General features: G+C 43.0%; 23 protein-coding genes and 1 pseudogene. 21 read left to right on the forward strand and 3 right to left on the reverse strand.

All coding sequences use genetic code 11. The features are described from left to right. Nucleotides 1-221: 221 nt before the first annotated feature. The 13 genes and pseudogenes from MHB54_RS21530 to MHB54_RS21590 all read left to right on the forward strand — a co-directional run bounded on the left by MHB54_RS21530 (nt 222) and on the right by MHB54_RS21590 (nt 8,297). Nucleotides 222-665: an oxidoreductase gene (locus MHB54_RS21530; RefSeq protein WP_258296607.1), complete on the forward strand. Its 444-nt coding sequence runs from the start codon at nt 222-224 to the stop codon at nt 663-665. 176 nt (nt 666-841) lie between these two features. After that, entirely contained in the window at nt 842-1,426 is a 585-nt protein-coding gene (locus MHB54_RS21535; RefSeq protein WP_264454730.1) for a hypothetical protein, read from the forward strand. A gap of 294 nt (nt 1,427-1,720) precedes the next feature. Further along, nucleotides 1,721-2,002, forward strand: a complete 282-nt coding sequence (locus MHB54_RS21540) for a hypothetical protein (RefSeq protein ID WP_068942473.1) — start codon at nt 1,721-1,723, stop codon at nt 2,000-2,002. 180 nt (nt 2,003-2,182) lie between these two features. Then, entirely contained in the window at nt 2,183-2,812 is a 630-nt protein-coding gene (locus MHB54_RS21545; RefSeq protein ID WP_068942471.1) for a hypothetical protein, read from the forward strand. A 150-nt stretch (nt 2,813-2,962) separates the two neighbouring features. Further along, a complete protein-coding gene (locus tag MHB54_RS21550; RefSeq protein ID WP_034095065.1) occupies nt 2,963-3,412 on the forward strand; it encodes a hypothetical protein in 450 nt (149 codons plus the stop codon). 172 nt (nt 3,413-3,584) lie between these two features. Further along, nucleotides 3,585-4,082 (forward strand): GNAT family N-acetyltransferase, encoded by a 498-nt coding sequence (locus MHB54_RS21555; RefSeq protein ID WP_028542549.1) that lies wholly within the window; start codon nt 3,585-3,587, stop codon nt 4,080-4,082. A 206-nt stretch (nt 4,083-4,288) separates the two neighbouring features. After that, on the forward strand, nt 4,289-4,912 hold the full coding sequence (locus tag MHB54_RS21560) for a hypothetical protein (RefSeq protein ID WP_068942470.1): 624 nt from the start codon (nt 4,289-4,291) through the stop codon (nt 4,910-4,912). A 214-nt stretch (nt 4,913-5,126) separates the two neighbouring features. Further along, a complete protein-coding gene (locus tag MHB54_RS21565; protein ID WP_068942469.1) occupies nt 5,127-5,576 on the forward strand; it encodes a protein export chaperone secb in 450 nt (149 codons plus the stop codon). A 211-nt stretch (nt 5,577-5,787) separates the two neighbouring features. Continuing rightward, the gene (locus tag MHB54_RS21570) at nt 5,788-5,922 is read left to right on the forward strand and encodes a hypothetical protein (protein WP_256703474.1); all 135 of its coding nucleotides are present in this window, start codon (nt 5,788-5,790) and stop codon (nt 5,920-5,922) included. A gap of 115 nt (nt 5,923-6,037) precedes the next feature. Next, a pseudogene (locus MHB54_RS21575) lies at nt 6,038-6,268 on the forward strand (methyltransferase); the annotation flags it as partial. Nucleotides 6,269-6,406: 138 nt separating this feature from the next. Beyond that, nucleotides 6,407-6,961 carry a hypothetical protein gene (locus MHB54_RS21580; protein ID WP_264454731.1) on the forward strand — a complete coding sequence of 185 codons (555 nt, stop codon included), beginning with the start codon at nt 6,407-6,409 and terminating at the stop codon, nt 6,959-6,961. 235 nt (nt 6,962-7,196) lie between these two features. Then, on the forward strand, nt 7,197-7,652 hold the full coding sequence (locus MHB54_RS21585) for a DinB family protein (protein WP_061829686.1): 456 nt from the start codon (nt 7,197-7,199) through the stop codon (nt 7,650-7,652). 21 nt (nt 7,653-7,673) lie between these two features. Next, nucleotides 7,674-8,297: a class I SAM-dependent methyltransferase gene (locus MHB54_RS21590; protein ID WP_165178531.1), complete on the forward strand. Its 624-nt coding sequence runs from the start codon at nt 7,674-7,676 to the stop codon at nt 8,295-8,297. 164 nt (nt 8,298-8,461) lie between these two features. Here MHB54_RS21590 and MHB54_RS21595 read toward each other — a convergent pair whose 3' ends face one another. Beyond that, entirely contained in the window at nt 8,462-9,325 is an 864-nt protein-coding gene (locus MHB54_RS21595; protein ID WP_264454732.1) for a sulfurtransferase, read from the reverse strand. A gap of 75 nt (nt 9,326-9,400) precedes the next feature. Next, complete coding sequence (locus MHB54_RS21600) at nt 9,401-10,345, reverse strand: DMT family transporter (protein WP_254347534.1); 945 nt, start codon at nt 10,343-10,345, stop codon at nt 9,401-9,403. A 233-nt stretch (nt 10,346-10,578) separates the two neighbouring features. Here MHB54_RS21600 and MHB54_RS21605 point away from each other — a divergent pair, with 233 nt between their 5' ends. The 7 genes from MHB54_RS21605 (at nt 10,579) to MHB54_RS21635 (ending at nt 17,599) form a co-directional block, all read left to right on the forward strand. Then, on the forward strand, nt 10,579-11,487 hold the full coding sequence (locus MHB54_RS21605) for a hypothetical protein (protein WP_264454733.1): 909 nt from the start codon (nt 10,579-10,581) through the stop codon (nt 11,485-11,487). Nucleotides 11,488-11,699: 212 nt separating this feature from the next. Continuing rightward, nucleotides 11,700-12,413, forward strand: coding sequence for a 2,3,4,5-tetrahydropyridine-2,6-dicarboxylate N-acetyltransferase (gene dapD / locus MHB54_RS21610; RefSeq protein WP_013311259.1), 714 nt, complete (start codon nt 11,700-11,702; stop codon nt 12,411-12,413). A 181-nt stretch (nt 12,414-12,594) separates the two neighbouring features. Further along, nucleotides 12,595-13,731, forward strand: coding sequence for an N-acetyldiaminopimelate deacetylase (locus tag MHB54_RS21615; RefSeq protein WP_023989588.1), 1,137 nt, complete (start codon nt 12,595-12,597; stop codon nt 13,729-13,731). A gap of 75 nt (nt 13,732-13,806) precedes the next feature. After that, a complete protein-coding gene (locus MHB54_RS21620; protein WP_023989587.1) occupies nt 13,807-14,916 on the forward strand; it encodes an ABC transporter ATP-binding protein in 1,110 nt (369 codons plus the stop codon). Further along, entirely contained in the window at nt 14,906-15,718 is an 813-nt protein-coding gene (locus MHB54_RS21625) for an ABC transporter permease (protein WP_023989586.1), read from the forward strand. The genes MHB54_RS21620 and MHB54_RS21625 overlap by 11 nt, the downstream gene beginning before the upstream one ends. Continuing rightward, nucleotides 15,708-16,529 carry an ABC transporter permease gene (locus tag MHB54_RS21630; protein ID WP_023989585.1) on the forward strand — a complete coding sequence of 274 codons (822 nt, stop codon included), beginning with the start codon at nt 15,708-15,710 and terminating at the stop codon, nt 16,527-16,529. Before MHB54_RS21625 ends, MHB54_RS21630 begins: the two co-directional genes overlap by 11 nt. Further along, nucleotides 16,526-17,599: an ABC transporter substrate-binding protein gene (locus MHB54_RS21635; RefSeq protein WP_028542540.1), complete on the forward strand. Its 1,074-nt coding sequence runs from the start codon at nt 16,526-16,528 to the stop codon at nt 17,597-17,599. The genes MHB54_RS21630 and MHB54_RS21635 overlap by 4 nt, the downstream gene beginning before the upstream one ends. Before the next feature lie 527 nt (nt 17,600-18,126). On the opposite strand, the gene MHB54_RS21640 is transcribed toward MHB54_RS21635, so the two are convergent. Next, a complete protein-coding gene (locus tag MHB54_RS21640; protein ID WP_340982003.1) occupies nt 18,127-19,281 on the reverse strand; it encodes an aminotransferase A in 1,155 nt (384 codons plus the stop codon). A 306-nt stretch (nt 19,282-19,587) separates the two neighbouring features. On the opposite strand from MHB54_RS21640, the gene MHB54_RS21645 reads away from it, so the two are divergent. Next, nucleotides 19,588-22,971, forward strand: coding sequence for an S-layer homology domain-containing protein (locus MHB54_RS21645; protein ID WP_340982142.1), 3,384 nt, complete (start codon nt 19,588-19,590; stop codon nt 22,969-22,971). Nucleotides 22,972-23,057: the final 86 nt, after the last annotated feature.

Here is a 23,057-nt window from a genome sequence, read left to right on the forward strand (position 1 = left end):
TCAAAGAAGTTACAATGCTTCAGCTAACATTACATTCAACGCTAAGGGCCGAGGCAAGTCGACCATTGGTCCAAGAAGCATTAGGCGAGGAAGTGACTGATAGGACAAGCCTGCACCGACTAAGCGCATCACGCCAGGCCTTCGGCCTTTAAGTCGGTGAGGGTTGTGAATACATCAACGTTAAGTGAAATCTATATATGATAATCAACAAGGAGAAACCAATGACAACGATAAATACTCTACAAACTAAACTTTCCAGCCGATATGATGAATTTGACCCAGAGCAAGATGGGAATAAGAACACAAAATTTGCAGATTTAATTATTGATGGAAGATCACTTTGCCAAATGCTCAAGAAGCACGATATGGTTCCATCCTTAGGATGGGGAAGCGAAGATCATCAAAAAGAAATGATTCAATACTTTTTGCTAAAGAAACCACATGAGCATATGTATTATAGATATCCAATACTTGTATGTCCTTGGTGTGGAGATGAAGAGTGTGGTTATATCTCAGTGAAAATTGACAGGGAAGAAGAAATTGTAATATGGAAGGATTTCAAGTTGGAGCATGAGAACAAATCAATAAATCTAGGTCCCTTTTATTTTGAATGGGAAAACTATGAAAGAGTTATTAATAATACTTTTAGAATAATAGAAAAATAATAATGTACACTGATTTGTAGAAGGCAAAGACATCACTTAACATCATATTCAAGCAGCGACTTTTACGGTGCCTTAGTCTGCGAGATAGATTTCGAGAAGGCATTTCAGCAGACAACCCCTGACGGAGCTCATGAATACAAGCGTTATAGAAAAGGGACGCAAACCATAAAAAGAAGGTGTTTAAGTTGTTTGGTTTATTTAAGAAAAAGAAAACAATATTTGAAAATCAACTAAACAAACTTTCTGAATTGGGCATCTTCATGAGTGCAGATTTAAAGAAAGAATTACTTTTGGAAGAATTTTCGAGAAATGAATATGAAGAAGATCCCTACAACTTGCTACTACTTACTTTAGGTGGAGAAGTTGAAGTGAATGGTGAATTTATAAATGTATCTGAGGAAATTTGGTATTTAGATACTGAATGTATTGAGGACCATGGAGACTATGCAAGAATAATAATACGATTAGAGAATATAACAAAACTTAATTTAAATAATATAACGGATTACGTAGATATTCAGAATGGTACTGCATGGGTTTCTTTTGAATATATGAATGAACTTATCAGATGGGAAATGAAAGTAGATGATGATTGGTTGGATATGGAGATATTCAAGAAATTTAACGAACTAATAAAGACTGAACAATCCATGAAATTGTATATTTCAATTTTAGATCAAGGTTGCCTAATGGGCTATTTTAATAAAGAACAAGTAATTGAAATAAATAAATTAACAAAATACAAATTTGAAGAATATTAGTAAGTATATCAGTAGGCGTCCCTATCCTATAACAACATATTCAACGCTGTGTGGCTATGACTTCTTGGTCCGGAGCGAAGTTTAAAGTAGCGGTTTCGAAGAAGTAGATTTATTAGCAGGAGAGTATATTCGCCGATAACCCTTTACTGCCTAACCGAGGAGGATTTTGGGGAGGTGTTTTCAGCAGACAACCCCTTTGGGGTTCATGAATGCGGAAACGTTATGAGAAATTGCGAAGGACATTAAAAATCAAAACAAATAGGAGTTACACTACATTTTATGAGGTGACAAACATTGAATACAACGGATGAAGAGTACGTTACATTAGAGCATTTTTTCGCAATGTTTTATAGCAATTATGATTCAGATATAAAAATGTTGAAAGAATATACAGAGCTCTATAAACAAATGGAATCAGGTGAAGTCATTAATGAATTAATTGACCAACTGAATGATTTTGAGTTATGTGTCGAAAGTGGGATATTTAAAGACATATTAGACCATTATGGAAACAAAATGAAGGTTGAAGATTTTAGAAAGAATATCAGAGGGCTTTTAGAAGATTTGAGTAGATAATGTGTAGGTAACTCAATGTAAATTCTCATAACAAACTATTATTGCTGCAAGCCTGACGGCCTTGGTCTGCAAGAGGCATTCCGGGGAGGTTTGATCAGGCAGACAAAGACAACCTCTTGAGGGGTTCATGATTTCAGGAACGTTAAGCGAAGTCATTGCTGGGTATAGAGAGGGAAAAGCATGCATATCAAAGGAGTAATTCTTGAGGGATTTTCTAATGCGGGTAAGACATCGGTATTGAGGGCTATTAAGCAGTACCAATCACAGGATGAATCGGCAGAGAGAAGTGTAGTTATTCTTGGTGAACATTACACACAAATATTGAATAACAAGCATGGGAAGTTTTTAAGATTATCTCAAGAAGAGCATTTAACCTTACTGAAGGAAAGAACAGAAATGTTAACAAAGCTCAATGAATGGGCTGTACAGTTAGGGCCTGCATCAAGAAGGGCCAGAGGACTATTTTACGTTTTAGAAAGATTCCACCTTAATCACAGGGTAGCTTTCTCCAACTCAGACCACATTGAAGTCATGACAATTGAAGAAAAACTCGTATCTCTAGGTGCAGAGTGCATATTGCTAACTATTTCTCCTGAAATGGCTGAAGAAAGAATTATAAGCAGAAATCCAAGTGAATGGATAAACAAGCCTGAAGCAGTAAAAATGTCAGTAAACGAATTATTGGAAACACAAAATATGTTAAGAGAACAAGCCAAACAATCGAAAGTGCCTACAAGAGAAATCAATACAGATGATAAAGACTGGAACAGATGTGTCAGAATAATCATGGAAGGCAATGACATTGCTTAACATCATATTCAAGCAGCAGCTACTGACGGAGCCTTGGCCTGATAGGTCGATTTCGAAGAGGAATTTCAGCAGACACCCCCTTTGGGGTTCATGAATACAGGAACGTTATGCGAAACCTCAGTAAATTAAATACGGTATGGAAGTGAATTGATGGAGGGACCAATCATAACTTGTATGAGTATAGGCGTTTATGCTCATGCACTTACAAGAGGTAATAAATACATCGTAAAAAATGAGGACAGGGATAAGTATAGAATCATTGGAAACCACGGGAAAGCAGTTTGGATATCAAAAGCATTTTTTATTGAAGGAAATATAGAAGTGCCTTATTTAGAAACATGGAAGTTTGATGATGATCCAAAGGAGTTTGATTTGGTGGAGGTGACCCTTACCTTTTCGGATGGAAGTGAACGGTGGAGTTTGGTGACAACCCCTCAAAAATTAGTAAATCACTTTAAAAAAGAAATGGAAATACCAGGATTTAATATTAAACATCTAATTATAACGAATACAATGGACCACGACGATATTGAAAAAACATTGAAATATTTAGAGGTAAATGATGAATTAACAGAAGCAAGCAAATCTTTGGAACGTTGATTCGGAGAGGATAGAGGAATCGCATAACATTATATTCAAGCTGCGTCCACAATTGAGCCTAGGTCTGGGAGTTGAATTTCGAAGAGGGATTTCAGCAGACAACCCCTTTGGGGTTCATGAATACAGAAACGTTAGGTGAAACCTTTGAGAATCTAGAAATGAGGTAACTTTAATGATGCAATACAGAATCCGACCAATAATAGAAGATGATGTGTTTTTTTTATGGGAGATGTTATATGAATCATTATTTGTCCCAGAAGGTCAAGAGCCATTCGATAAAGCGATAATAAAAGACCCTTATATATCAAAGTATATTGAAGGTTGGGGAAGAGAGGGGGATTTTGGATTTATAGCAATGAACCATGAGGGTGAACCCGTCGGATCAATAACAGTTCGATATTTTAACGAGGATAATAAGGGATTTGGATTTATTGATAATGATGTACCCGAACTAGGAATGGCTTTGTTAAAAGAATACAGGGGAAGAAAAATCGGAATGGCCTTAATGGATGAATTATTTAAAGAAGCTAGGAAGAGGAATATAAAAAAATTATCCCTCAGTGTTGATCCGAGCAATGCAGCCGCAATGAAACTCTACGAGAGATTCGGATTTAAAGAAGTTGGGAAAGTTGATTCATCAATCACGATGGTTGTCGATTTGAGAAGTTAAAATACAGTAGTAATAAGACTATTTTAAGGAACTCAAAAGAAATCAAGGGTATCGCCTAACATCATATCCAAGCAGCGGCTCCTTACGGAGTATGGGTCTGCGAGGTGGATTTCGGAGAGGAATTTCAGCAGACAACCCCTTAGAGGTTCATGAATACAAGAACGTTAGCTGAAATATGACTAAAAAAACAAAAAGGAGCCAAAACAATGAGTGAATTGACTTCAGGAAGCTTATCACTATTGAAATATAAAGAAGCAATTCTTGAGCATGATCCTATATACGCGGAGGATTTAAATGACAAATGGTTTGTTTTCGTAACCAAAGATACAGAAGAAAGTGAAGAAATTCCAGAAAGTCTATTTCAAATTTCAGAAAAAATCCCAGTGTTATATTTTTATAATTTTGAAGATCACTGTTGGGGATACCGTGTAGTTTACAATTCACAAGAGATAGCAAGTCTTCATATATCATATGTGTTATTAGATACTTCAATTATTAAGCTTGCAGAAGAAAGATATCCAGAGGAAGATCACATTGAATTTTTATATGTAGACCCTAGAGGGGACAAAATCAGAACTGAATTAATTGAAGAAGTTCTGAGATCTAATGAATACAATGAGAAAATAGCAAAACAGTTTACAAATTGCAATCTAAAAACATTTAGATTTTTTGAACTAGATAATGAGCGAATAAAACAATTAGACGATATTTTGAATAATAATTACTATACACAACTGGAATCTAAGCATCAGTTAGTAGAAGAGTTTAAAGAATTATTAAACATTCAAGAGATGGATTGGATACGAGCGGATAGAATTAATAAAGAATAGAAGGGGATAGTAGTTTTACGAAGAACATACATCACCTAACACAGTATCTGACGCTGCGTTGAGGGCGCTTCTTGTTCTGCCCGAGGAAGCGGAATCAAGCAGACAACCTGCACCATCTAACCATGATGCGCCAGACGCTAACGTTCCTTTAAGGTGGTGAGGGTTCGTAGATACAAGAACGTTTAGGTGAAATGCGAAGTGTTAGGAGGCTTGAATGAATTACGATGAAGTATTAAATGAAGTATTCTTTAAAGATGGAAGTCTAAGGGATATTTATATATTGGATACAGACATCCAAGTATGGGCTTTAATTTTTAATTACCTAGAAAGTAGTGAGATTAATTATCAGGTAACTATAGATGGGCTACTAACTAGAATTAGGGATATTGCTGAATTGTTAAGAATTAAAAAAGAAGCAAGTATTGGGATAACTATTGAATATAGTGAAATTGATATTTGTGGGCATTTTTATGAAGGAAGCGTTATTGAATTTGATATTTCACCAATACAGATAGACTCAGAGAAAAAAATAGATGTACTCATGAACTTTCTAAAAGATTTAAGTCGGAACCTAAACAAAACGATAATTATAACTCCAGAAATGACTATAGAAGAGGTATTAGTTCGAGTAGAGCCTAAAGGGAAAATTGAATTAATTATGTGAGTATTTCAGTGCATTCCACCTAACATCGTATTCACACTGTAGTCGCTTTCGCTTCCTTGGTCCACTAGATGCGGCTCAAGAAGCAAATTCAGTGGACCGTCTGAGAACTTAACCATGTAGCGGGCAGCTCCTTCAGAGCCTTAAGGTTCTCATGTTCGTGAATACACAAACGTTAGCCGAAATAACCGTAATATTGAAAAGGAGAGTATACATGAAATTTACTTATACACTAAGTAATATTGGTTGGGCAGATGTACATCTTCGAATTGAAAATTCGGAAATTTATACTTCTCCAAGCTATCTCTCTGGGGCTCAGGCGATCAACCTTGCAAGGCTAAGTATTTGACTCGGTGCTGAAGCACCTTAATCCTTTCGGGGGATAAATACATAAACGTTAGCTGAAAATCGCCAAATTAAATAACAAGGGGGATTTTTATGTCTGATATTACTGGGACAATAAAATTGATTATCTAAGAAATACCCGCTGGTTGTACTATAACGATGATTACTTGGAATTTCTTATACAAAGGGTTTGGAAGATAAATAAACCTGTAAAGATCATAGATTATGGATGCGATTTTGGATATTTAGGACTAAAGCTTCTTCCATTGCTACCAAATGGATCAACATATACTGGCATTGACAAAGGCATGGAATTAATTAAGCAAGCCAATAAAATATCAAAAACAATATGAAGCAGAAGCAACTTTTTCTAAAGAGTTCAGTGATAAATCTTGGTTAGTATAACACCTAATATGAAGATTTCCTTTGGTACGGTACAGAGACTTTTAAAGTAGGGTGTATGCAAAAAACATTGTGGGAGGCTATATGTGGGTACAGACATTTGGTTTTTTGTAGAGAAAAGGTACTTCAGAGACGAATGTGAACAGATTGATGGTACTTGGAGAAAAATCAAAAAGAGTAAGCAAGAATTAAATGATACTGCTACTTGGTTAAGTGTAGATAAGTGGACTGTTAACCCTTATTACTATCTGTATCCAGAACACAAGACTTCTAAATTGAAACCAAGTGATCCTTATGAATTTTACAGTGGGGATAGAAACTATGATTTATTTAGTATTCTATCGAATACTAGGAATGATCATAATCTAAAGTTTATATCTTTGCCAAGAGGTCTTCCAGTGGATATTTCCCCTCCATTGAGTGAAGTTGCATTCGAGGATAAAGATGATTTTTATGACCACAGTTGGCTATTATTGAAGGATTTAATTAATTTTAAATGGGATGAAAATTATTATTGTGATCAATTTATGGAATACAGAAATATTATGAATACATGTTCGAACTTCATCAATGAAACAATTCCAAAATTATTGAAATTAGGGAATGCTGAAGATGTAAGAGTGATTTTCTGGTTTGGTTAGGACAGAATATTCGTCTTATTTATCAGGTGAGTTATGTGGGATTAGAAGATGTTAGTAGCTCAAAAAAATGTGGTGGATATCCTATACTTAATATTCAACTGCATCTCCTTACGGAGCCTAGGTCTGCGAGAAGGAGTCTCGAAAAAGGATTTTCAGCAGACAACCCCTTTGGGGGAGCGTGAATACAAAAACGTTATCCTAAATAATTGCAATTTGAAAAAAGGAGCGTGATACCATGAATGAGAAGTCACGGTTACTAGAGGAGTTCAAAGAATGGATCAGTTTTGTTTCTGAGATTCGTGAAATGGATTGGCAAATAACGATTGCTGAAGGTAAATGGTCAGTTCAGGATGTCGTAAGTCATATACTGCTGTGGGATAAATACTTTTTTGAAGCAGCAATAAATCCGATATTAAACAATAAACCTTTGACATTAACACATATGGATTTTGAACAATTTAATCAGGATGCTATTGAATATGGAAAAACAAAAACGAAAGAAGAATTAATTAAAATGACTATTCAGTACCGTAACATGATATTGGAGAGTATAGAGAGTTTTGAAGACGATAAGTTTACTAAAGAATATGCTAACGGGAAGTTTACTGTAATATCATATTTAAGAGATTTTATCTGGCATGATCAACATCATATCAGACAGATTGATGAACTTAAAAGAAAAGCTATGTGAGTATATAGGCGGGTGAATCATGTGGGGGATTATTGGAACAAAAGATTTACTGAAGAAGGGATGATTTGGGGTTGTGAACCAAGTCAAACTGTAACCCAAGCTATAGATTTGTTCAAAAAGAATAATGTACATGATATTTTGGTTCCTGGTGCTGGATATGGAAGAAATACAAAGGCGTTCTCTTCTTATTTTCAGGTTGATGGAATTGAGATATCTAGTTCAGCTATAGATCTAGCAAAAGAATGGGACTTAAAAACGAATTTTATTCAAGAATCGGTATTAGAGTTTAGTACATGCCAAAGGTATGATGGAATATATTGTTATGATTTATTGCATTTATTTTTGTTAGAAGATCGAAAAAAACTGATACAGAATTGCGTGAAGCATTTGAAGGAATTGGGAGTAATGTATTTCACATGTTTTTCTGATTGTGATTTTAATAATGGTGTGGGTAGGGAAATTGAAGAAGGAACATATGAATACAAGAAAGGGAAATATGCTCACTTCTTTACTGAAGAAGATTTAAAAGGACATTTTAATGATTTGAATATATTAGAAACGGGTTCCATAAGAGAGACTCTGATATATGCAGAAAAACAACAGAAAAAATATGAATTAAGATATATATTTGTTCAAAAGATTTGATAGCTATTCTAAGAAGCAAGCAACTTCAACTACATCGTTTTATTGCTTCACTCAGCTCAAGTTGATTTTTTGTGCTTTTTGAACAAAGCAAATACACTGCCGTAAGCCTAATCGCTTAGGACAGTGTATTTGTCTTTAGAACCTGTATATCCGTTGAAAACTTTTTATTCCTCTCCGGTCGCCACCGGATTCTCCTCATAGCTGATCCAGTCGCTCCAGCTTCCCGGATATAAACGGACCTTACTAAATCCAGCTTCATTCAGGGCCAGTACATTGGGACAGGCGGATACGCCAGAACCGCAATACACGATAATTTCTGCGTTTGGATCAAGGTCGGCAAAGTGCTGCTGCAATTGTTCCGCATTTTTAAAGCTGCCTTTTTCGTCCAATACTTCTTTCCAAAAGTAATTCACCGCACCGGGGATATGCCCCGCAGCTTGATCTATGGGCTCTTCCAGTCCCAGGTAACGCAGCCGCTCTCTGGAGTCGATCAATATAGGTGAAAAACCGATATAGGAGCCAACAGGAACAGAATCTTCGGATACACGTTGCACTTCTTGCATATTTGTGAGCATTTGCGGCTGTACATTCGGTGTGAATGTACTTGGAATGCGAATCGGCTGGTCTGCCGTAACGGGAAACTTTGCTTCCTTCCAAGCGCTGTAGCCCTCTTCCAGCACATACACCTGCTCATGCCCGAGATAGCGCAGGAGCCACCAGAAGCGGGAAGCCATCATACCGCCTTGGTCATCATAAGCGACGATGCGTGAAGATGCGTTGATCCCGGCAAGACTCAGACGTGCGGCAAGTGTATCCGCATCAGGTAATGGATGGCGACCACCATGCTCACCAAGAGGAGCAGTAAGGTCTTCTTCCAAATCGAAGTGAACCGCCCCTGGAATATGGTCTTCATTAAATTGAGTCCGTCCAGCCCCGGCTTGTCCGAGCAGGGAACGGCAGTCAGCAATGATCATGTCCGGCTCATACAATCGGGCCAGCAGCCAGCGTTTGGATACGATGGATTTCATAGAGGATTCCGCCTTCCTTTATTTAACAGTAAATTTAATCCGTTGAGTATGGTTTATGAAAATGGGGTAAATAAGTTAAGAGCTGACCTTCAGGGGATGCTCAGTGTCGGGCAACTCACTTTGGTGGATGACTTTCTTTTTAAAATCCGCTCCGTATCGGATAAAAATCCATACCCCGAACAGGATGAAAAAGCCTGCACCAAATTGTAAAGTAGACAACCTTTCCCCGAGCAGCACCCAAGCTAGCAGGGAAGAAATAACGGGTTCGCCGAGTACCGCCATCGACACCGCGGTGGCGTTAATGTATTTGAGCAGCCAGTTAAACAGGTAATGTCCGAACAGCGTAGGCACAATGGCAAGCAGCAGGAACAGTCCCCATTCCCGTGGAGCGTATCCGGTAAAAGGAATGGCATTGACCACATTATACAGCGCAAGTGAGGTGGCTGCGATGGCGAAAACCCAAAAATTATACACAAACGCGCTCAAATGCTCGCGCAGATGCTTGCCCATCAGCATATGGATGGACACGGCTACCATACCCAAGAAGGACAGTGCATCCCCGAGCAGGGCTTGTCCCGATACGTGGAAGTCTCCAGCTCCGATGGCCAGTGAGCCGATAAAAGCCATACCCATTCCGATGAGCATAGCGCGATTCGTGCCCGTCCGGAAAAACAAAAAAGAACCGAGCATGACAAGGATCGGCTCCAATGTCATAATAACGGTAGAGCTTGCAACGGTGGTTAGTCGCAGTGAGCCCATCCAGAGCAAGAAATGCAGCCCTAGCGCAATGCCGGACCAGAGGATCAGCATCCACTGCTTGCGGGTCAGGCTAAACAGCTCAGTGCGGTATTTCCAGACCAAAGGCAGCATGATCAGATTGGTTAGGTACAAACGGTACATAGCGATGACGGACACCTCGGCTTCAGACCATCTTACGAAGATCGAGGAGAACGAAATAGCGATAATACCTATGATGTACAATAATTCAAAGGAAAACGACGGTTTGTGTGCTTGATTCATGTGGCAGCTCCATCCGTATGGAAGAAAGTAAATACGTCTATGTTCCTTCCAAGCGGTATCTCGAAAAATAGGTTTAATACAGCCCATTATACCGTACCTGACATTCCCGTGGTATTAGGATTTTGCAAAATCCTGAGAATATTATAAACGGGAGCAGGAGGTAGGATTTTAAGTGAGACGTTGCGTAGAACTTTTGCTGCACAAGCTCGTCTATCATAGTGGAGGTGGATTTTATGAAAAAACAAAACACATTTTCAATCATACTACTGACTGTAGTAGCAGTGCTGGCTCTGTCAGCCTGTGGAACGAAACCGCAAACCAATAACAACGCACCTCAAGGGGCAGACCAACCGCAAACGCAACAGCAGCCGCAAGTTAAACCGGAGCCAGTCGCTGAGCCGGAGGTTAAAAAAGGCACAGGTGTATACAATGGAGCTGCTGACCCGCATACGGTAGAGATTGAAACCAATGGCGAAGCCCAATCCTTCCAATTGGGGGAGGGACTGGACACGGTAATAGCTGGTCTTAAAGAAGGCGATACAGTAGCGTTTGAATATAACGAGAAAGCAGTAGAGGGCGACGCGACGGCGAAGCAACTGACTTTAACGAAAATACAAAAAACAGAGGCTGCAACAGATAGCAGTCAAAACGGAAGTTCCAGTCAAGCAGTAGGCGGGGAACGCTCGAAAACTCAAGCTTTTGAGCTTACCCTTGAAGGAAAAAAGGAAAAGCAGACAGCAACATTGGCAAAAGGAGAGGGATATTCACTGTATGTGTTTGATCCGATGTCCCTGTTTCCCGATCAAAACCGTGTTGCCTTGGCTGTAGATGATAACTATTATGCTGAAATTACAAAGCTGCCCTCCGATTTTAATCTGGATGAGCTTCAAAAAGAAGGCGAAAAGGATCTAGCTTCCATCGGCAAGGTGCAAAAGCTGGACAAAGCATCCGTCCCTCAAGCGCTGTCCAGTAGCCGTCTGTTCTTACAAGCGAGCAGTTCGAAGATGACACAACAATATATTGTTGTAGAAAATAAAACAGGCGGTTTCATCGTGAAAGTGAACATTCCACAAGGTGAACCTGCTGAAGGATTCGAATCCTTCATTTATACATCGCTGGAGAGCCTGCAAGCTAATAAATAACCCTACTTTGGTGTGGGGTGGTCGGCGGCTTACAATTATGAATTTAAGGCAGTCATGCCGCTGAAAATAGTTATTTTAAGGGCTAGGTTAGAGCTATAAGGGTCTAATCTATAATTGCGAGACCTGCACTTTTGTGCTATAAAGGATGAGAGAATAAGATCATTCCGGCTTGCGAAGTCGTATGAAGCGATGAAGGAGTTGTTAGATTTACTATGTCCATCGAAATGAATACACAAGAAGTCATCAACGTGATTAAAAACAGCAAGAAAAAGACGCCTGTTAAAGTATATGTAAAAGGAGCTTTGGCTTCCGCATCTTTTGGCGAGAATGTTCAAGCTTTTATTTCTGGAGACAGTGGTGTTGTATTTGGGGATTGGGCTGATATCAAGCCTGTACTGGATAGCGCAAACGCGAAAGAAGAAGACTACGTGGTGGAAAATGACCGCCGTAACTCTGCTGTTCCTATGCTCGATCTGAAAGGCATCAATGCCCGCATTGAGCCAGGCGCATATATTCGTGATATGGTTGGCATCGGTAACAACGCAGTCATCATGATGGGTGCAGTGATTAACATCGGTGTCACCATTGGTGAAGGCACGATGATTGATATGAATGCTGTGCTGGGCGGTCGTGTTAAAGTAGGTAACATGTGTCACATCGGTGCAGGCGTTGTCCTGGCGGGTGTCATTGAACCACCATCTGCACAGCCAGTTGTAGTAGAAGACGATGTATTGATCGGTGCGAATTCGGTTGTATTGGAAGGCGTGCGAATTGGTAAAGGTGCAGTTGTTGCAGCCGGAGCTGTCGTAACTGAAGATGTGCCTGAATACTCCGTAGTGGCGGGTACACCTGCACGTGTGATCAAACAGGTCGACGATAAGACCAAATCTAAAACTGAGATTTTGAAAGAACTGCGCGTTCTGTAAGAAGGCAAAAGTTTTTTATGTACCAAAGGTGAACGATTCCTTGTCAGAAGCATGATGCACTGACAGCATAACTTAGGGACGAAGCACAACGGACAAGGCTCGGCGGCTGCGCCGGGCTTTTGTCCTTTTGTTCTTTTGCCAGATAAGAGCTGATGAGCTATAAAGAGGAGGCGTAGCGGTAATGAGTACGGTCGACTATCGTTCTTTTGTCCAAATACGAAGAGATTTACACCAAATTCCCGAGCCAGGTTTTGAGGAATACAAAACACAGCAATATTTGCTGGATTATTTGGAAACGCTCCCTCAGGAGCGGTTGGAAATTCGTACATGGCGTACGGGCGTGTTAGTGTTCATTCATGGAACAGCTCCTGAACGCCGCTATGGATATCGTTGTGATATGGATGGTTTACCGATTGAAGAAGAGACAGGGTACGATTTTCGTTCGAACCATCCCGGCTATATGCATGCTTGTGGACACGATTTACATATGACGATTGGATTGGGAATTGTTACTCACTTTGCAAGCCATCCGATTAAGGATGACCTGGTTGTGCTGTTTCAACCTGCTGAGGAAGGGCCGGGCGGAGCCTTGCCTATGCGGGACAGCATGGAGCTGGCAGACTGGATACCCGATGAAATTGTCGCGCTGCATGTTGCACCTGAATATCCTGTCGGTACAATTGCGACTCGCCCGGGCATCCTATTTGCCAATACGTCGGAGCTTTTCATCGACCTGAAGGGTATGGGCGGGCATGCTGCGTATCCACACAAGGCGAATGATATGGTAGTAGCTGCTTGCCAACTGGTGGGACAATTACAGACGGTTGTAGCCCGTAATGTGAATCCACTCGATGCAGCGGTCATTACCGTGGGTAAGGTTAGCGGAGGCACGAAGCAAAATATTATCGCGGAAACCGCCCGTTTGGAGGGTACGATTCGAACGTTGTCAGCCGATACAATGATGCTGGTTAAATCACGGATTGAAGCGCTGGTACGCGGTGTTGAAGCTGGATTTGAATGCCATGCAGAGATTCACTATGGCTCAAACTATTTGCAAGTGTACAATGAAGCTCAGGTGACCGAGGAATTTATGAACTGGGTCCGTAATCGGCAGGATGTGCAGCTTATTGAATGCGGAGAAGCGATGACGGGAGAAGACTTTGGGTATTTTCTGGAGCGAATTCCCGGTCTGATGTTCTGGCTTGGTGTTGATACGCCTTATGGTTTGCATCATGCGAAGCTGGAACCTGCGGAGGAAGCGATTGGTGTAGCCATTCGTGTGCTGACAGACTATTTTACATGGAAGTCTCAAGGGTAAATGATACGCCCTGAATAATTATGTTTAATGAAAAGAATGAAATGGAATGAAGTCGAATTTTTGAAGGAGGGTGTTATGGGAGAGCAAACCATCATCCGATTTGAACGGGTGACCAAGCAATATGACAACGATCCCCCAGTGCTGGCGGACGTCAGCTTTGAGATTGAGCGTGGTAAATTTTATACACTGCTGGGTCCTTCCGGCTGTGGTAAAACAACGATTCTGCGTATGATTGCAGGTTTTGCGGAGCCGACAGAAGGCTCTATTTATTTAAATGGAAAACTCATTAATCGTGTTCCAGCCAATGAGCGGCAGGTCAATACGGTTTTTCAAGATTATGCGCTATTTCCGCATCTGAATGTGTTTGAAAATGTAGCCTTTGGTCTGCGCATCAAAAAGATGAACAAAAAGGACATTCAGGAGAAGGTGACACAGGCGTTGTCCTTTGTCAATCTGGAAGGCTACGGTGAGCGAGAAATTTCTGAGATGTCCGGGGGACAGCGTCAGCGTGTAGCCATCGCACGGGCTATCGTCAATGAGCCTGATGTTCTGTTGTTGGATGAACCGTTGTCTGCACTGGATTTAAAGCTGCGTACAGAAATGCAGTACATTTTGCGCGAAATGCAGCAGCGTCTTGGAATTACCTTTATTTTCGTTACGCATGATCAGGAGGAAGCGCTGGCCATGTCGGACGAAATTTTTGTTATGAATAAAGGTAAGATTGAGCAGAGTGGTACGCCTAATGATATTTATGATGAGCCGATTAATCGGTTTGTTGCTGATTTCATCGGCGAATCCAATATTGTCCCAGGACGGATGATTGCGGATTACCAAGTGGAATTTAACGGTCGACAGTTTGAATGTGTTGACGGAGGATTACGTCCGAACGAGCCCATTGAAATTGTGATCCGGCCAGAGGACTTGGAGATTACGAGTGTGGCTGAAGGCAAGCTACGTGTAAAAGTGGATACCCAATTGTTCCGAGGTGTTCACTATGAAATAAGCTGCTATGATGATTCGGGTCAGGAGTGGCTCGTACATTCTACCAAAAAGGCGGAGCTGGGCAGTGAAATCGGTCTGCGATTTGACCAGGAAGCGATCCATGTGATGCGGTTCGGGGAAACAGAGGAAGAATTTGATCGGCGTCTGGAAGCCTATGAAGAGGTGGATCAGCATGTCCGGTAATACAAGAGCAGCGTATCTGCTGCCTTACTATTTATGGATTGTGCTGTTCGTGGCAGCTCCGGTTGTACTTGTGTTTTACTATTCATTATTTGATGTGGATGGTCATCTCACCTTCAACAACTACGCTCAGTTTCTGACACCTGTTTATTTGAGCATGACGCTTAGCTCGTTCTGGTATGCATTTCTGATCACTGTATTTTCACTGTTAGTTGCTTACCCGGCAGCATATTTGCTCACACGCACCAAGCATAAGCAACTGTGGCTGTTGCTCATTATTTTGCCGACCTGGATTAACTTGCTACTCAAAACGTATGCTTTTATCGGGATCTTTGGTACCTATGGCCCGGTGAATGCGGTGTTAGGTATGGTTGGGTTGGGTGGTCAGCAATTATTGTTTACCAGCTCCAGCTTTGTGTTTGTGTCGGTTTATATTTTTGTGCCTTTTATGATTTTGCCCATCTATAACGCGCTGGAAGGGTTAAACCCGTCATTGCTGGACGCAGCCCGTGATTTGGGAGCCTCCAAATGGACCGCGTTTCGCAGGGTTATTTTCCCGTTAACGCTTGCGGGTGTGCGATCCGGTTGCATGGCTGTGTTTATTCCAGCGTTGTCGCTGTTTATGATTACCCGCCTGATTGCAGGTAACCGTGTGATTACACTGGGGACGGCGATAGAGCAGCATTTTCTGGTTACTCAGGATTGGGGTATGGGCTCTACGGTTGCCGTGTTCCTGATTTTGGCGATGGGGATCATTATGCTGCTCACCTCGGGAACGAAACGGAGGGTGCGGCATGGTAAATAAAAACCGATTCGGGAATATTTATTTGGTGATTGTTTTTCTCGTGTTGTACGCACCTATTTTGTATTTGATGTACTATTCCTTCAACAGTGGCGGGACGATGCATGAGTTTGAAGGTTTTACACTCCAATATTACAAAGAGGTGTTTGCAGACACCCGTTTGATCATTATTGTCATTAACACCTTGGTGATTGCTTTGCTGTCGTCTGCGTTGGCTACGATTATTGGCATTATGGGGGCGCTGGCTATTCATCAGATGCAGAACCGTCGAGTCAAAAACACGATGCTGTCGCTCAATAATGTATTGATCGTGAACCCGGACGTCATTATTGGCGCTTCCTTCCTCATTTTGTTCACGATGGTCGGGATTAAGCTGGGTTTCTACTCCGTTTTATTATCCCATATTGCATTTAGTGTACCGATTGCGGTCATTATGATTTTGCCGAGGTTGCAGGAAATGAGTCCATCTCTGGTCGATGCCGCGCGTGATTTGGGTGCCAGCCGAATGGATGTGCTGACCAAGGTGATTCTACCCTTTATCAAGCCAGGGATTTATGCGGGCTTCTTTATGGCGTTAACATACTCGCTGGATGATTTTGCGGTGACCTTTTTTGTGACAGGTAGTGGCTATTCGACCTTATCGGTGGAAATATACTCACGTGCCCGTCAAGGGGTTTCCTTGTCCATCAATGCGCTATCCACGCTCATTTTCCTGTTTACTGTGCTGCTGGTGGTGGGTTACTACTTTATTATGCGCAAGGCGAATCGTAATGGTAAAAAAGAGCCTGCGGCAGAAATGGGGGTGCCTAGATGAAGTCACTTGTGCGCGTGTTTCTGTCCATTTTCATCATCTCGTTTGGTCTGATGGGGGTTGCAGCATGGCTTAATTCCAGTCAAGGCTACTCCGGTGGCAACACACTGACGGTGTACAACTGGGGAGACTACATTGACCCCGAGCTGTTGGAACGGTTTCAGAAGGAGACGGGGATTACTGTCATTTATCAGACCTTTGATTCCAATGAGGCGATGCTGACGAAAATCGAACAGGGAGGAACTTCGTTTGATGTAGCGGTTCCCTCAGAATATGCTTTGGCTAAAATGAAGCAGGAGCACTTGTTGCTCCCGTTGGACCACAGTAAGCTGCCGAATTTGAAGCATGTGGATTCTCATTTTCTAAACCTGTCGTTTGACCCGAATAATGAATACTCGGTACCGTATTTTTGGGGTACAGTCGGGATTGTGTTTAACCCGGAGCTGACGAAAGGCATTGATTTTCATAGCTGGAACGGTCTGTGGAATCCGAAGCTGCGTAATAACCTACTGTTGGTTGATGGTGCGAGGGAAGTCGTAGGGATGTCACTGAACAGCCTTCACTATTCCTTGAACGATACGAATGAGGCACATTTACAGCAGGCTTTGACGAAGTTGGAGAAATTAGCGCCCAATGTCAAGGCGGTTGTCGGTGACGAGATTAAAATGCTGCTGGCAAACGAGGAAGCTGCTGCCGGGGTTGTATGGTCCGGTGATGCGTCTGAAATCATGGATGAGAACGAGAAGCTCGATTACATCGTGCCGGATGAAGGCTCCAACTTGTGGTTTGATAATATGGTTATTCCAAAAACTGCTACGCATGTGGATGCGGCCCATAAGTTCATCAATTTCATGATGCAGCCCGATGTAGCCGCTCAAAATGCCGAGTTTGTAGGATACTCCACACCCAACGAGGATGGAAAGAAGTTGTTGCCTGAAGATATCTCTGGCGACGAGCGTTTTTACCCTCCGTCCGAAATTACAGATAAGCTTGAAGTATACAACAATCTAGGCAAGCGTATGCTCGCTCATTACAATGAATTGTTCCTGCAATTCAAAATGCATTTAAAGTAGGGGAGTGGCGTTGAGATTAGGGGTTGGTGCTTTAAAGGTCGCTGCGGTGGCGGATGGTGCTTACCATCGCTGTTAAATTCCGATTTTTATGATTGAATATTTAAAGGTTAAAATCTCAATTTAAAGGCGACCGCTTCGCTTGTCCAGCACCATTCCGCCCCCTCCGCTGCACCGTGCTTAAAGGTACGCACCCATTAATCCCACACCAGATGAGGGAGTAGAGGAAGAGCGAACAGGCCCTTGAACCATCCGTACAGGTGGTTCAAGGGCCTGTTTTGTTTATTCACCGTGTAAAAGCGGGTGAGTATTGTACTTCTTTTCCCCATACTCCACACACACGTTAGAGAATTGTGGGATTTTAAGGCGGGCAGTGAGCGAAGCGGGCCATTTGAATCTGGAGAAGCGGTAGTGTTCGCTTTTGCTGTGGGATTCTTACCTATAAATGTTTTATCCAATTCAAGAATCCCACCGCAACGGCGATCGGAAGATCAAATGGACTGCGTAGCGCCTTCTCCCGCCTTAACTCCCTATAACCCTTTAACAAACCTCTCTATTTTATCCAACCCTTGCTCCAGCACATCCTGCCCGTAAGCATAAGACAAGCGAATGTATCCTTCGCCATAGGAAGAAAAGGCATCTCCAGGTACGACAGCCACTCCATGCTCTTCCAGCAGCTTCAAGGTAAAATCCATAGAGCTTAATCCAAAATGCGCGATGGAAGGGAAAAGGTAAAAGGCTCCCTCGGGTTTCTCCAGCGGGATACCCATGTCTGTCAGCCTTCCATGTACATAATCACGACGCTTGCGGTATTCCTCACGCATCGGAAGTGCATCATCGACACCAGTGGTCAAGGCTTCCAGGGCAGCATATTGGCTAATCGAGCTGGCACAGGTTACGTTGTACTGATGGACTTTGACCATGTGCTGTGTAATTTCAGCGGGTGCAAGTGTAAAACCAATGCGCCATCCCGTCATGGAATGTGATTTAGACAGACCGTTAATGACGATGGTGCGCTCACGCATACCTGGCAGAGTTGCAATGGACACGTGGGGGGTATCGTAAATCAGTTCACTGTATATTTCATCCGAAATGATAAACAGATCACGCTCCTTCAGTAAATCCGCGACCGCTTCCAGTTCTTCACGGCTCATCACTCGTCCGGTTGGATTCGAAGGATATCCGAGAATGACTGCTTTTGTCCGTTCGGTCAGATAAGGCTCCAGCACCTCGGCCGTGAGCTTGAAGCCGCTACTGCGGGTATCGGCAAACACAGGAATGCCGCCTGACAAACGGATCAATGGCTCGTACCCTGGGTAGATCGGCACTGGCAGAATGACTTCATCGCCAGGTGACAAAATCGTGCGTAAGGTAATATCCAGCGCTTCACTGGCTCCGTTCGTTACGATAACCTCATCCTGTCCACGGTAATTTAGGCCGTATTTACGAGCTACAAACGCCGCTGCGGCTTCTCTTAATTCCGGCAGTCCCGGATTAGGTGTATAGGAGGTGCGTCCTTCGTTAATCGCCCGATGGGCAGCTTCCATAATATGCGCAGGGGTAGGGAAATCCGGCTGTCCGATCGTTAATGACAGGGTTCCGGGTAATGCCGCAACTTTGTTGGCGATTTTGCGGATGCCGCTGATTTGAATGTTTTTAACCTGATCGTTAAGCAAATGCTCCATAGCGTATGTGCCACCTTTTTCTGTATTAGAACAAGTTTACAATAATTTGATCTGAATATGCTACGGCAAGAAGAATTCATTTTTATATGATGGTTTTGCAAAAATCCAATAAGCGACTTCCAATGAACAATATATAGACCGAAGTGGTCTAGTGCGTCTATATATTGCACTTTGGAGCGACTGGAATCGAATTTTGCAAAATCCTTACATAATTAAGGTACTAAATTGACTAATTTATGGTATCTTAAAAGAAGAATATATTTGTAAGCGTAATCATAGTAAAAATGGGGAGGGGAGTATCTTTTGATGAAACAAGAATACATAGTAAAAATATTACCCACGAAATTAAAAAGGTTCGGGATCACATGGCTCAGTGTCATACTGGTGCTTTCAGCTGGAGGGCCGGTAGGGTTGTCCAGTGGAAAAGCTTCGGCAGAGCCTGCATCTTTTGCAGGAGAAGAGGTGCAACCTTCACCCGTAACTGTAGGGGCAAGTGTATATGCAGATGTCTATTTTCCTAAAAAGCTTCGCATCCACGATATACAGGGGGCAGCACACCGTTCACCATATGAAGGACAAAAAGTAGCGGATATTGAAGGCGTTGTCACGATGGTGAAGGGGAGCAGCTTCTATATCCAAGAGTTGGATGATCAAGTGGATCAGGATGAAAAAACATCCGAGGCCATTTTAGTGTACAAGCCTAGTCACGGTGCACAGGTAGGGGATGAGGTAAGGGTTAGCGGTTCGGTGAAGGAATACACGGAAAGAACATATGCAAGTAAGCCAATCGACTTGACGACCACAGAAATTGTGGCTTCTTTGGTTAAGGTAATTGCCAATGACCGTCCATTGCCATCTCCAATTTTGCTAGGTGAACAGAGACGTGTGATGCCGACATCTGTTGTGGATCATGACGGAATGACGGTGTTTGATCCACAGGAGGATGGCTTGGACTTTTTCGAAAGCCTGGAAGGCATGCGTGTAGAGTTGAAGGATGCCACTGTGATTGGTCCTTATGGTTATGAAATTCCAGTCCGAATTGATAACGGTCCAAACACAGGTGAGGTTGTAACGGAGGCAGGCGGACTCATGCTGACAGAAAGAAGTCTGAACCCGCAACGGATTCTGATTGATGCGAAGCCTTCGGCTCCTTTGAAAACAGGCGATCGTTTTGCGGGTCCTATCACAGGTGTGGTGAGCTATAGCTTTAGCAATTATAAGCTGTTGCCAGAACGTCTGCCTGGTATTGTATCAGGTGGCCTCCAGCCAACCAACACGCGTTTGATACGCGATGATCGTAAGCTGACAGTAGCTTCTTTTAATGTGGAAAACTTTGATCCCGGTGATGGAAAACGAATAGATCAGCTGGGGCAGGCTATTGCCGTAAATTTGAATCATCCGGATATCATAGGATTGCTGGAAGTGCAGGATAATAACGGTGAGAAAGACGATGGGACCACAGACGCTTCCGAAAGCTTCCGCGTGCTCATAGAGGCGATTCGAGCTCATGGAGGCCCGGAGTACGCTTTTACAGATATTGCCCCTGAAAATAATAAGGATGGCGGTGCCCCCGGTGGCAATATCCGTGTTGGCTTCTTGTACAATCCGCAACGTGTTACGCTGACCGACAAGCCCAAGGGGGATTCAGTTACGTCTGTCACTTATGGAGTGCAGGGACTCTCTCTCAACCCGGGTCGGATTGATCCCCTGAATGCGTCATTTGAAGACTCGCGCAAGCCGTTGGCCGCTGAATTTGAGTTTGAAGGCCAGCAGGTGATTGTGGTCTCTAACCATTTTAATTCCAAAGGGGGCGATCAAGCGCCATTTGGAGGAATTCAGCCGCCTGTGCGAAGCAGCGAAATACAGCGTGCGAAGATTGCAACGATTGTGAATGGCTTTGTAAAGTCGGTACTGCAAGTAAACCCCAAGGCCAATATGGTGGTGCTCGGTGACCTGAATGATTTTCAATTTTCTGAAACGCTGGCTTTGCTACGGGGGCATGAATTGACCAATCTGATTGACAATTTGGATGAAAAGGAACGGTACTCCTATATTTATGAAGGTAATTCGCAAACATTGGATCATATGCTGATCAGCCCGTCACTAAGCAAAACATCCGTGCTGGATATCGTTCATATGAATGCAGACTTTAGTACGGCAGACGGGCGGGTCAGCGATCATGATCCGTTGGTTGCGCAAATAGATTTGCCGCGCAAAACGGAAGAACCACCAACAGATGGTGGGAGTGGCCGAAATGACGATGACGATGACGATGAGGATCAGCAGGATAACGTTGGAAACGCCAACGCTGGGAATAGCAGTAGCAGTAACATGAATGGAACGGTAAATGGGCAGGGTCAGACTGCCAGTAGTGAACCCAATGGAAGCAGCCTGTCTGGTACAAATGTGGTGCAAGTCAAGTCTGTAATGATCGGAGTGGAGCAAAACGGACTGAAAAAGGCAGTTGCTCAAGTAACAGCTGCTGAAATACAAAAGGCCATTCAAAATGGCGCGAAGGGTACGCTTGTGATCCGTGCAGGGGAGCAAGTAGAAGCGAGGACGTACGAGGTTCATTTAAACGGTGAAGCTTTGGGAGCCGTCTTGAACGACCGTATTCGTACTCTTCGAGTGGAAACGCCACAGGGTGGATATGAAGTAGCAACAAGTCGTTTGTCTCTTCAGAAACTGGCTGATACCTGGCAGGTGCCTGTAAAACAAATTTCCTTGAATGTTTCCGTCGCTTTGAACGAAGAATTGGCTAAACGCTTGGATGTTCCGACAGGGCGCAAACTGTTACAGGCTTTGGATATCACAGCTGAACTGAGAAGTGAGGATGGACGGAAACAGCTTTTGGCAGGTAACGGAGACTCTGGTAGTGGGTATGAACGTTATCTGTTACGTGTTCCTGCAACGGTTGATGCAGACCAGCTTGCTGTAGTGAAGGTATCGACCAACCAAGCCGGACAGCTGTCCTATCAACCTGTTCCTTTTCACGCTGCGAGTGAGGAAATAACCGTGTATGGACGTTCGGGAGGGACTTACGCTGTGCTTGATGGCGGGGCTTCTGGTGAAGTCAGAACGTTCATGGATATATCCGGCCATTGGGCGCAGCAAGACATTACACGGCTGGCGACTCGCCTGCTTGTGACGGGGACCGATTCAACAGCGTCTACAGCTAGTGCGACTCGTGAAAGGGACTTAGCGAACATGCATTTTGAGCCTGAAGGCCAGATGCGACGCTCTGAACTGGCAGCGATGCTGGTTCGTGTGCTTGGACTGGAGCGTACAGATCGCACGCTGACGAGCTTTGACGACGTTCAAACCGAATCGTGGTATGCGGATTCCGTACGTACCACAGCAGCAGCCGGGCTGATCAACGGCTATGCTGACGGAAGCTTCCGTCCTAATACACCGGTATCGAGGGAGGAACTGGCTGTGATCATAGAGAGAGCCTTGCGCTTCGCTGGGAACACAGAAGAACATACAGGAGAAGTGAGTGAAAGTATATCTGTATCATTATCGGATGCGCAGGAGATCTCTACATGGGCAGCTCCGGCTGTGAAGACTTTGTCTGGACTAGGTATTATGAAGGGAGACGAGAAAGGCCGTTTTGGCCCGGATACATCTGTGACGAGGGCAGAAGCAGCGATTGTATTATCACGCACACTGGATAAGCTACATTGGGAATAGGAGACTTCACTACACAAATGTCAGATTGATTGACTTTATACGATAGTTAAGTTATCTTTTGTGGAGAGGTAGTATGATAAAGTAGA

Source organism: Paenibacillus sp. FSL M7-0802, assembly GCF_038004945.1.
Taxonomy (GTDB): domain Bacteria; phylum Bacillota; class Bacilli; order Paenibacillales; family Paenibacillaceae; genus Paenibacillus; species Paenibacillus polymyxa_B.

Excerpts from the sequence above, each read along its gene's own strand:
- MHB54_RS21565 (WP_068942469.1), top strand. The coding sequence starts at position 5,127 with ATGAATTACGATGAAGTATTAAATGAAGTATTCTTTAAAGATGGAAGT.
- MHB54_RS21530 (WP_258296607.1), top strand. The coding sequence starts at position 222 with ATGACAACGATAAATACTCTACAAACTAAACTTTCCAGCCGATATGAT.
- MHB54_RS21635 (WP_028542540.1), top strand. The coding sequence starts at position 16,526 with ATGAAGTCACTTGTGCGCGTGTTTCTGTCCATTTTCATCATCTCGTTT.
- MHB54_RS21605 (WP_264454733.1), top strand. The coding sequence starts at position 10,579 with ATGAAAAAACAAAACACATTTTCAATCATACTACTGACTGTAGTAGCA.
- MHB54_RS21615 (WP_023989588.1), top strand. The coding sequence starts at position 12,595 with ATGAGTACGGTCGACTATCGTTCTTTTGTCCAAATACGAAGAGATTTA.
- MHB54_RS21625 (WP_023989586.1), top strand. The coding sequence starts at position 14,906 with ATGTCCGGTAATACAAGAGCAGCGTATCTGCTGCCTTACTATTTATGG.
- MHB54_RS21585 (WP_061829686.1), top strand. The coding sequence starts at position 7,197 with ATGAATGAGAAGTCACGGTTACTAGAGGAGTTCAAAGAATGGATCAGT.
- MHB54_RS21630 (WP_023989585.1), top strand. The coding sequence starts at position 15,708 with ATGGTAAATAAAAACCGATTCGGGAATATTTATTTGGTGATTGTTTTT.
- MHB54_RS21550 (WP_034095065.1), top strand. The coding sequence starts at position 2,963 with ATGGAGGGACCAATCATAACTTGTATGAGTATAGGCGTTTATGCTCAT.
- MHB54_RS21595 (WP_264454732.1), bottom strand. The coding sequence starts at position 9,325 with ATGAAATCCATCGTATCCAAACGCTGGCTGCTGGCCCGATTGTATGAG.
- MHB54_RS21620 (WP_023989587.1), top strand. The coding sequence starts at position 13,807 with ATGGGAGAGCAAACCATCATCCGATTTGAACGGGTGACCAAGCAATAT.
- MHB54_RS21545 (WP_068942471.1), top strand. The coding sequence starts at position 2,183 with ATGCATATCAAAGGAGTAATTCTTGAGGGATTTTCTAATGCGGGTAAG.
- MHB54_RS21640 (WP_340982003.1), bottom strand. The coding sequence starts at position 19,281 with ATGGAGCATTTGCTTAACGATCAGGTTAAAAACATTCAAATCAGCGGC.
- dapD (WP_013311259.1), top strand. The coding sequence starts at position 11,700 with ATGTCCATCGAAATGAATACACAAGAAGTCATCAACGTGATTAAAAAC.
- MHB54_RS21600 (WP_254347534.1), bottom strand. The coding sequence starts at position 10,345 with ATGAATCAAGCACACAAACCGTCGTTTTCCTTTGAATTATTGTACATC.
- MHB54_RS21570 (WP_256703474.1), top strand. The coding sequence starts at position 5,788 with ATGAAATTTACTTATACACTAAGTAATATTGGTTGGGCAGATGTACAT.
- MHB54_RS21555 (WP_028542549.1), top strand. The coding sequence starts at position 3,585 with ATGATGCAATACAGAATCCGACCAATAATAGAAGATGATGTGTTTTTT.
- MHB54_RS21645 (WP_340982142.1), top strand. The coding sequence starts at position 19,588 with ATGAAACAAGAATACATAGTAAAAATATTACCCACGAAATTAAAAAGG.
- MHB54_RS21560 (WP_068942470.1), top strand. The coding sequence starts at position 4,289 with ATGAGTGAATTGACTTCAGGAAGCTTATCACTATTGAAATATAAAGAA.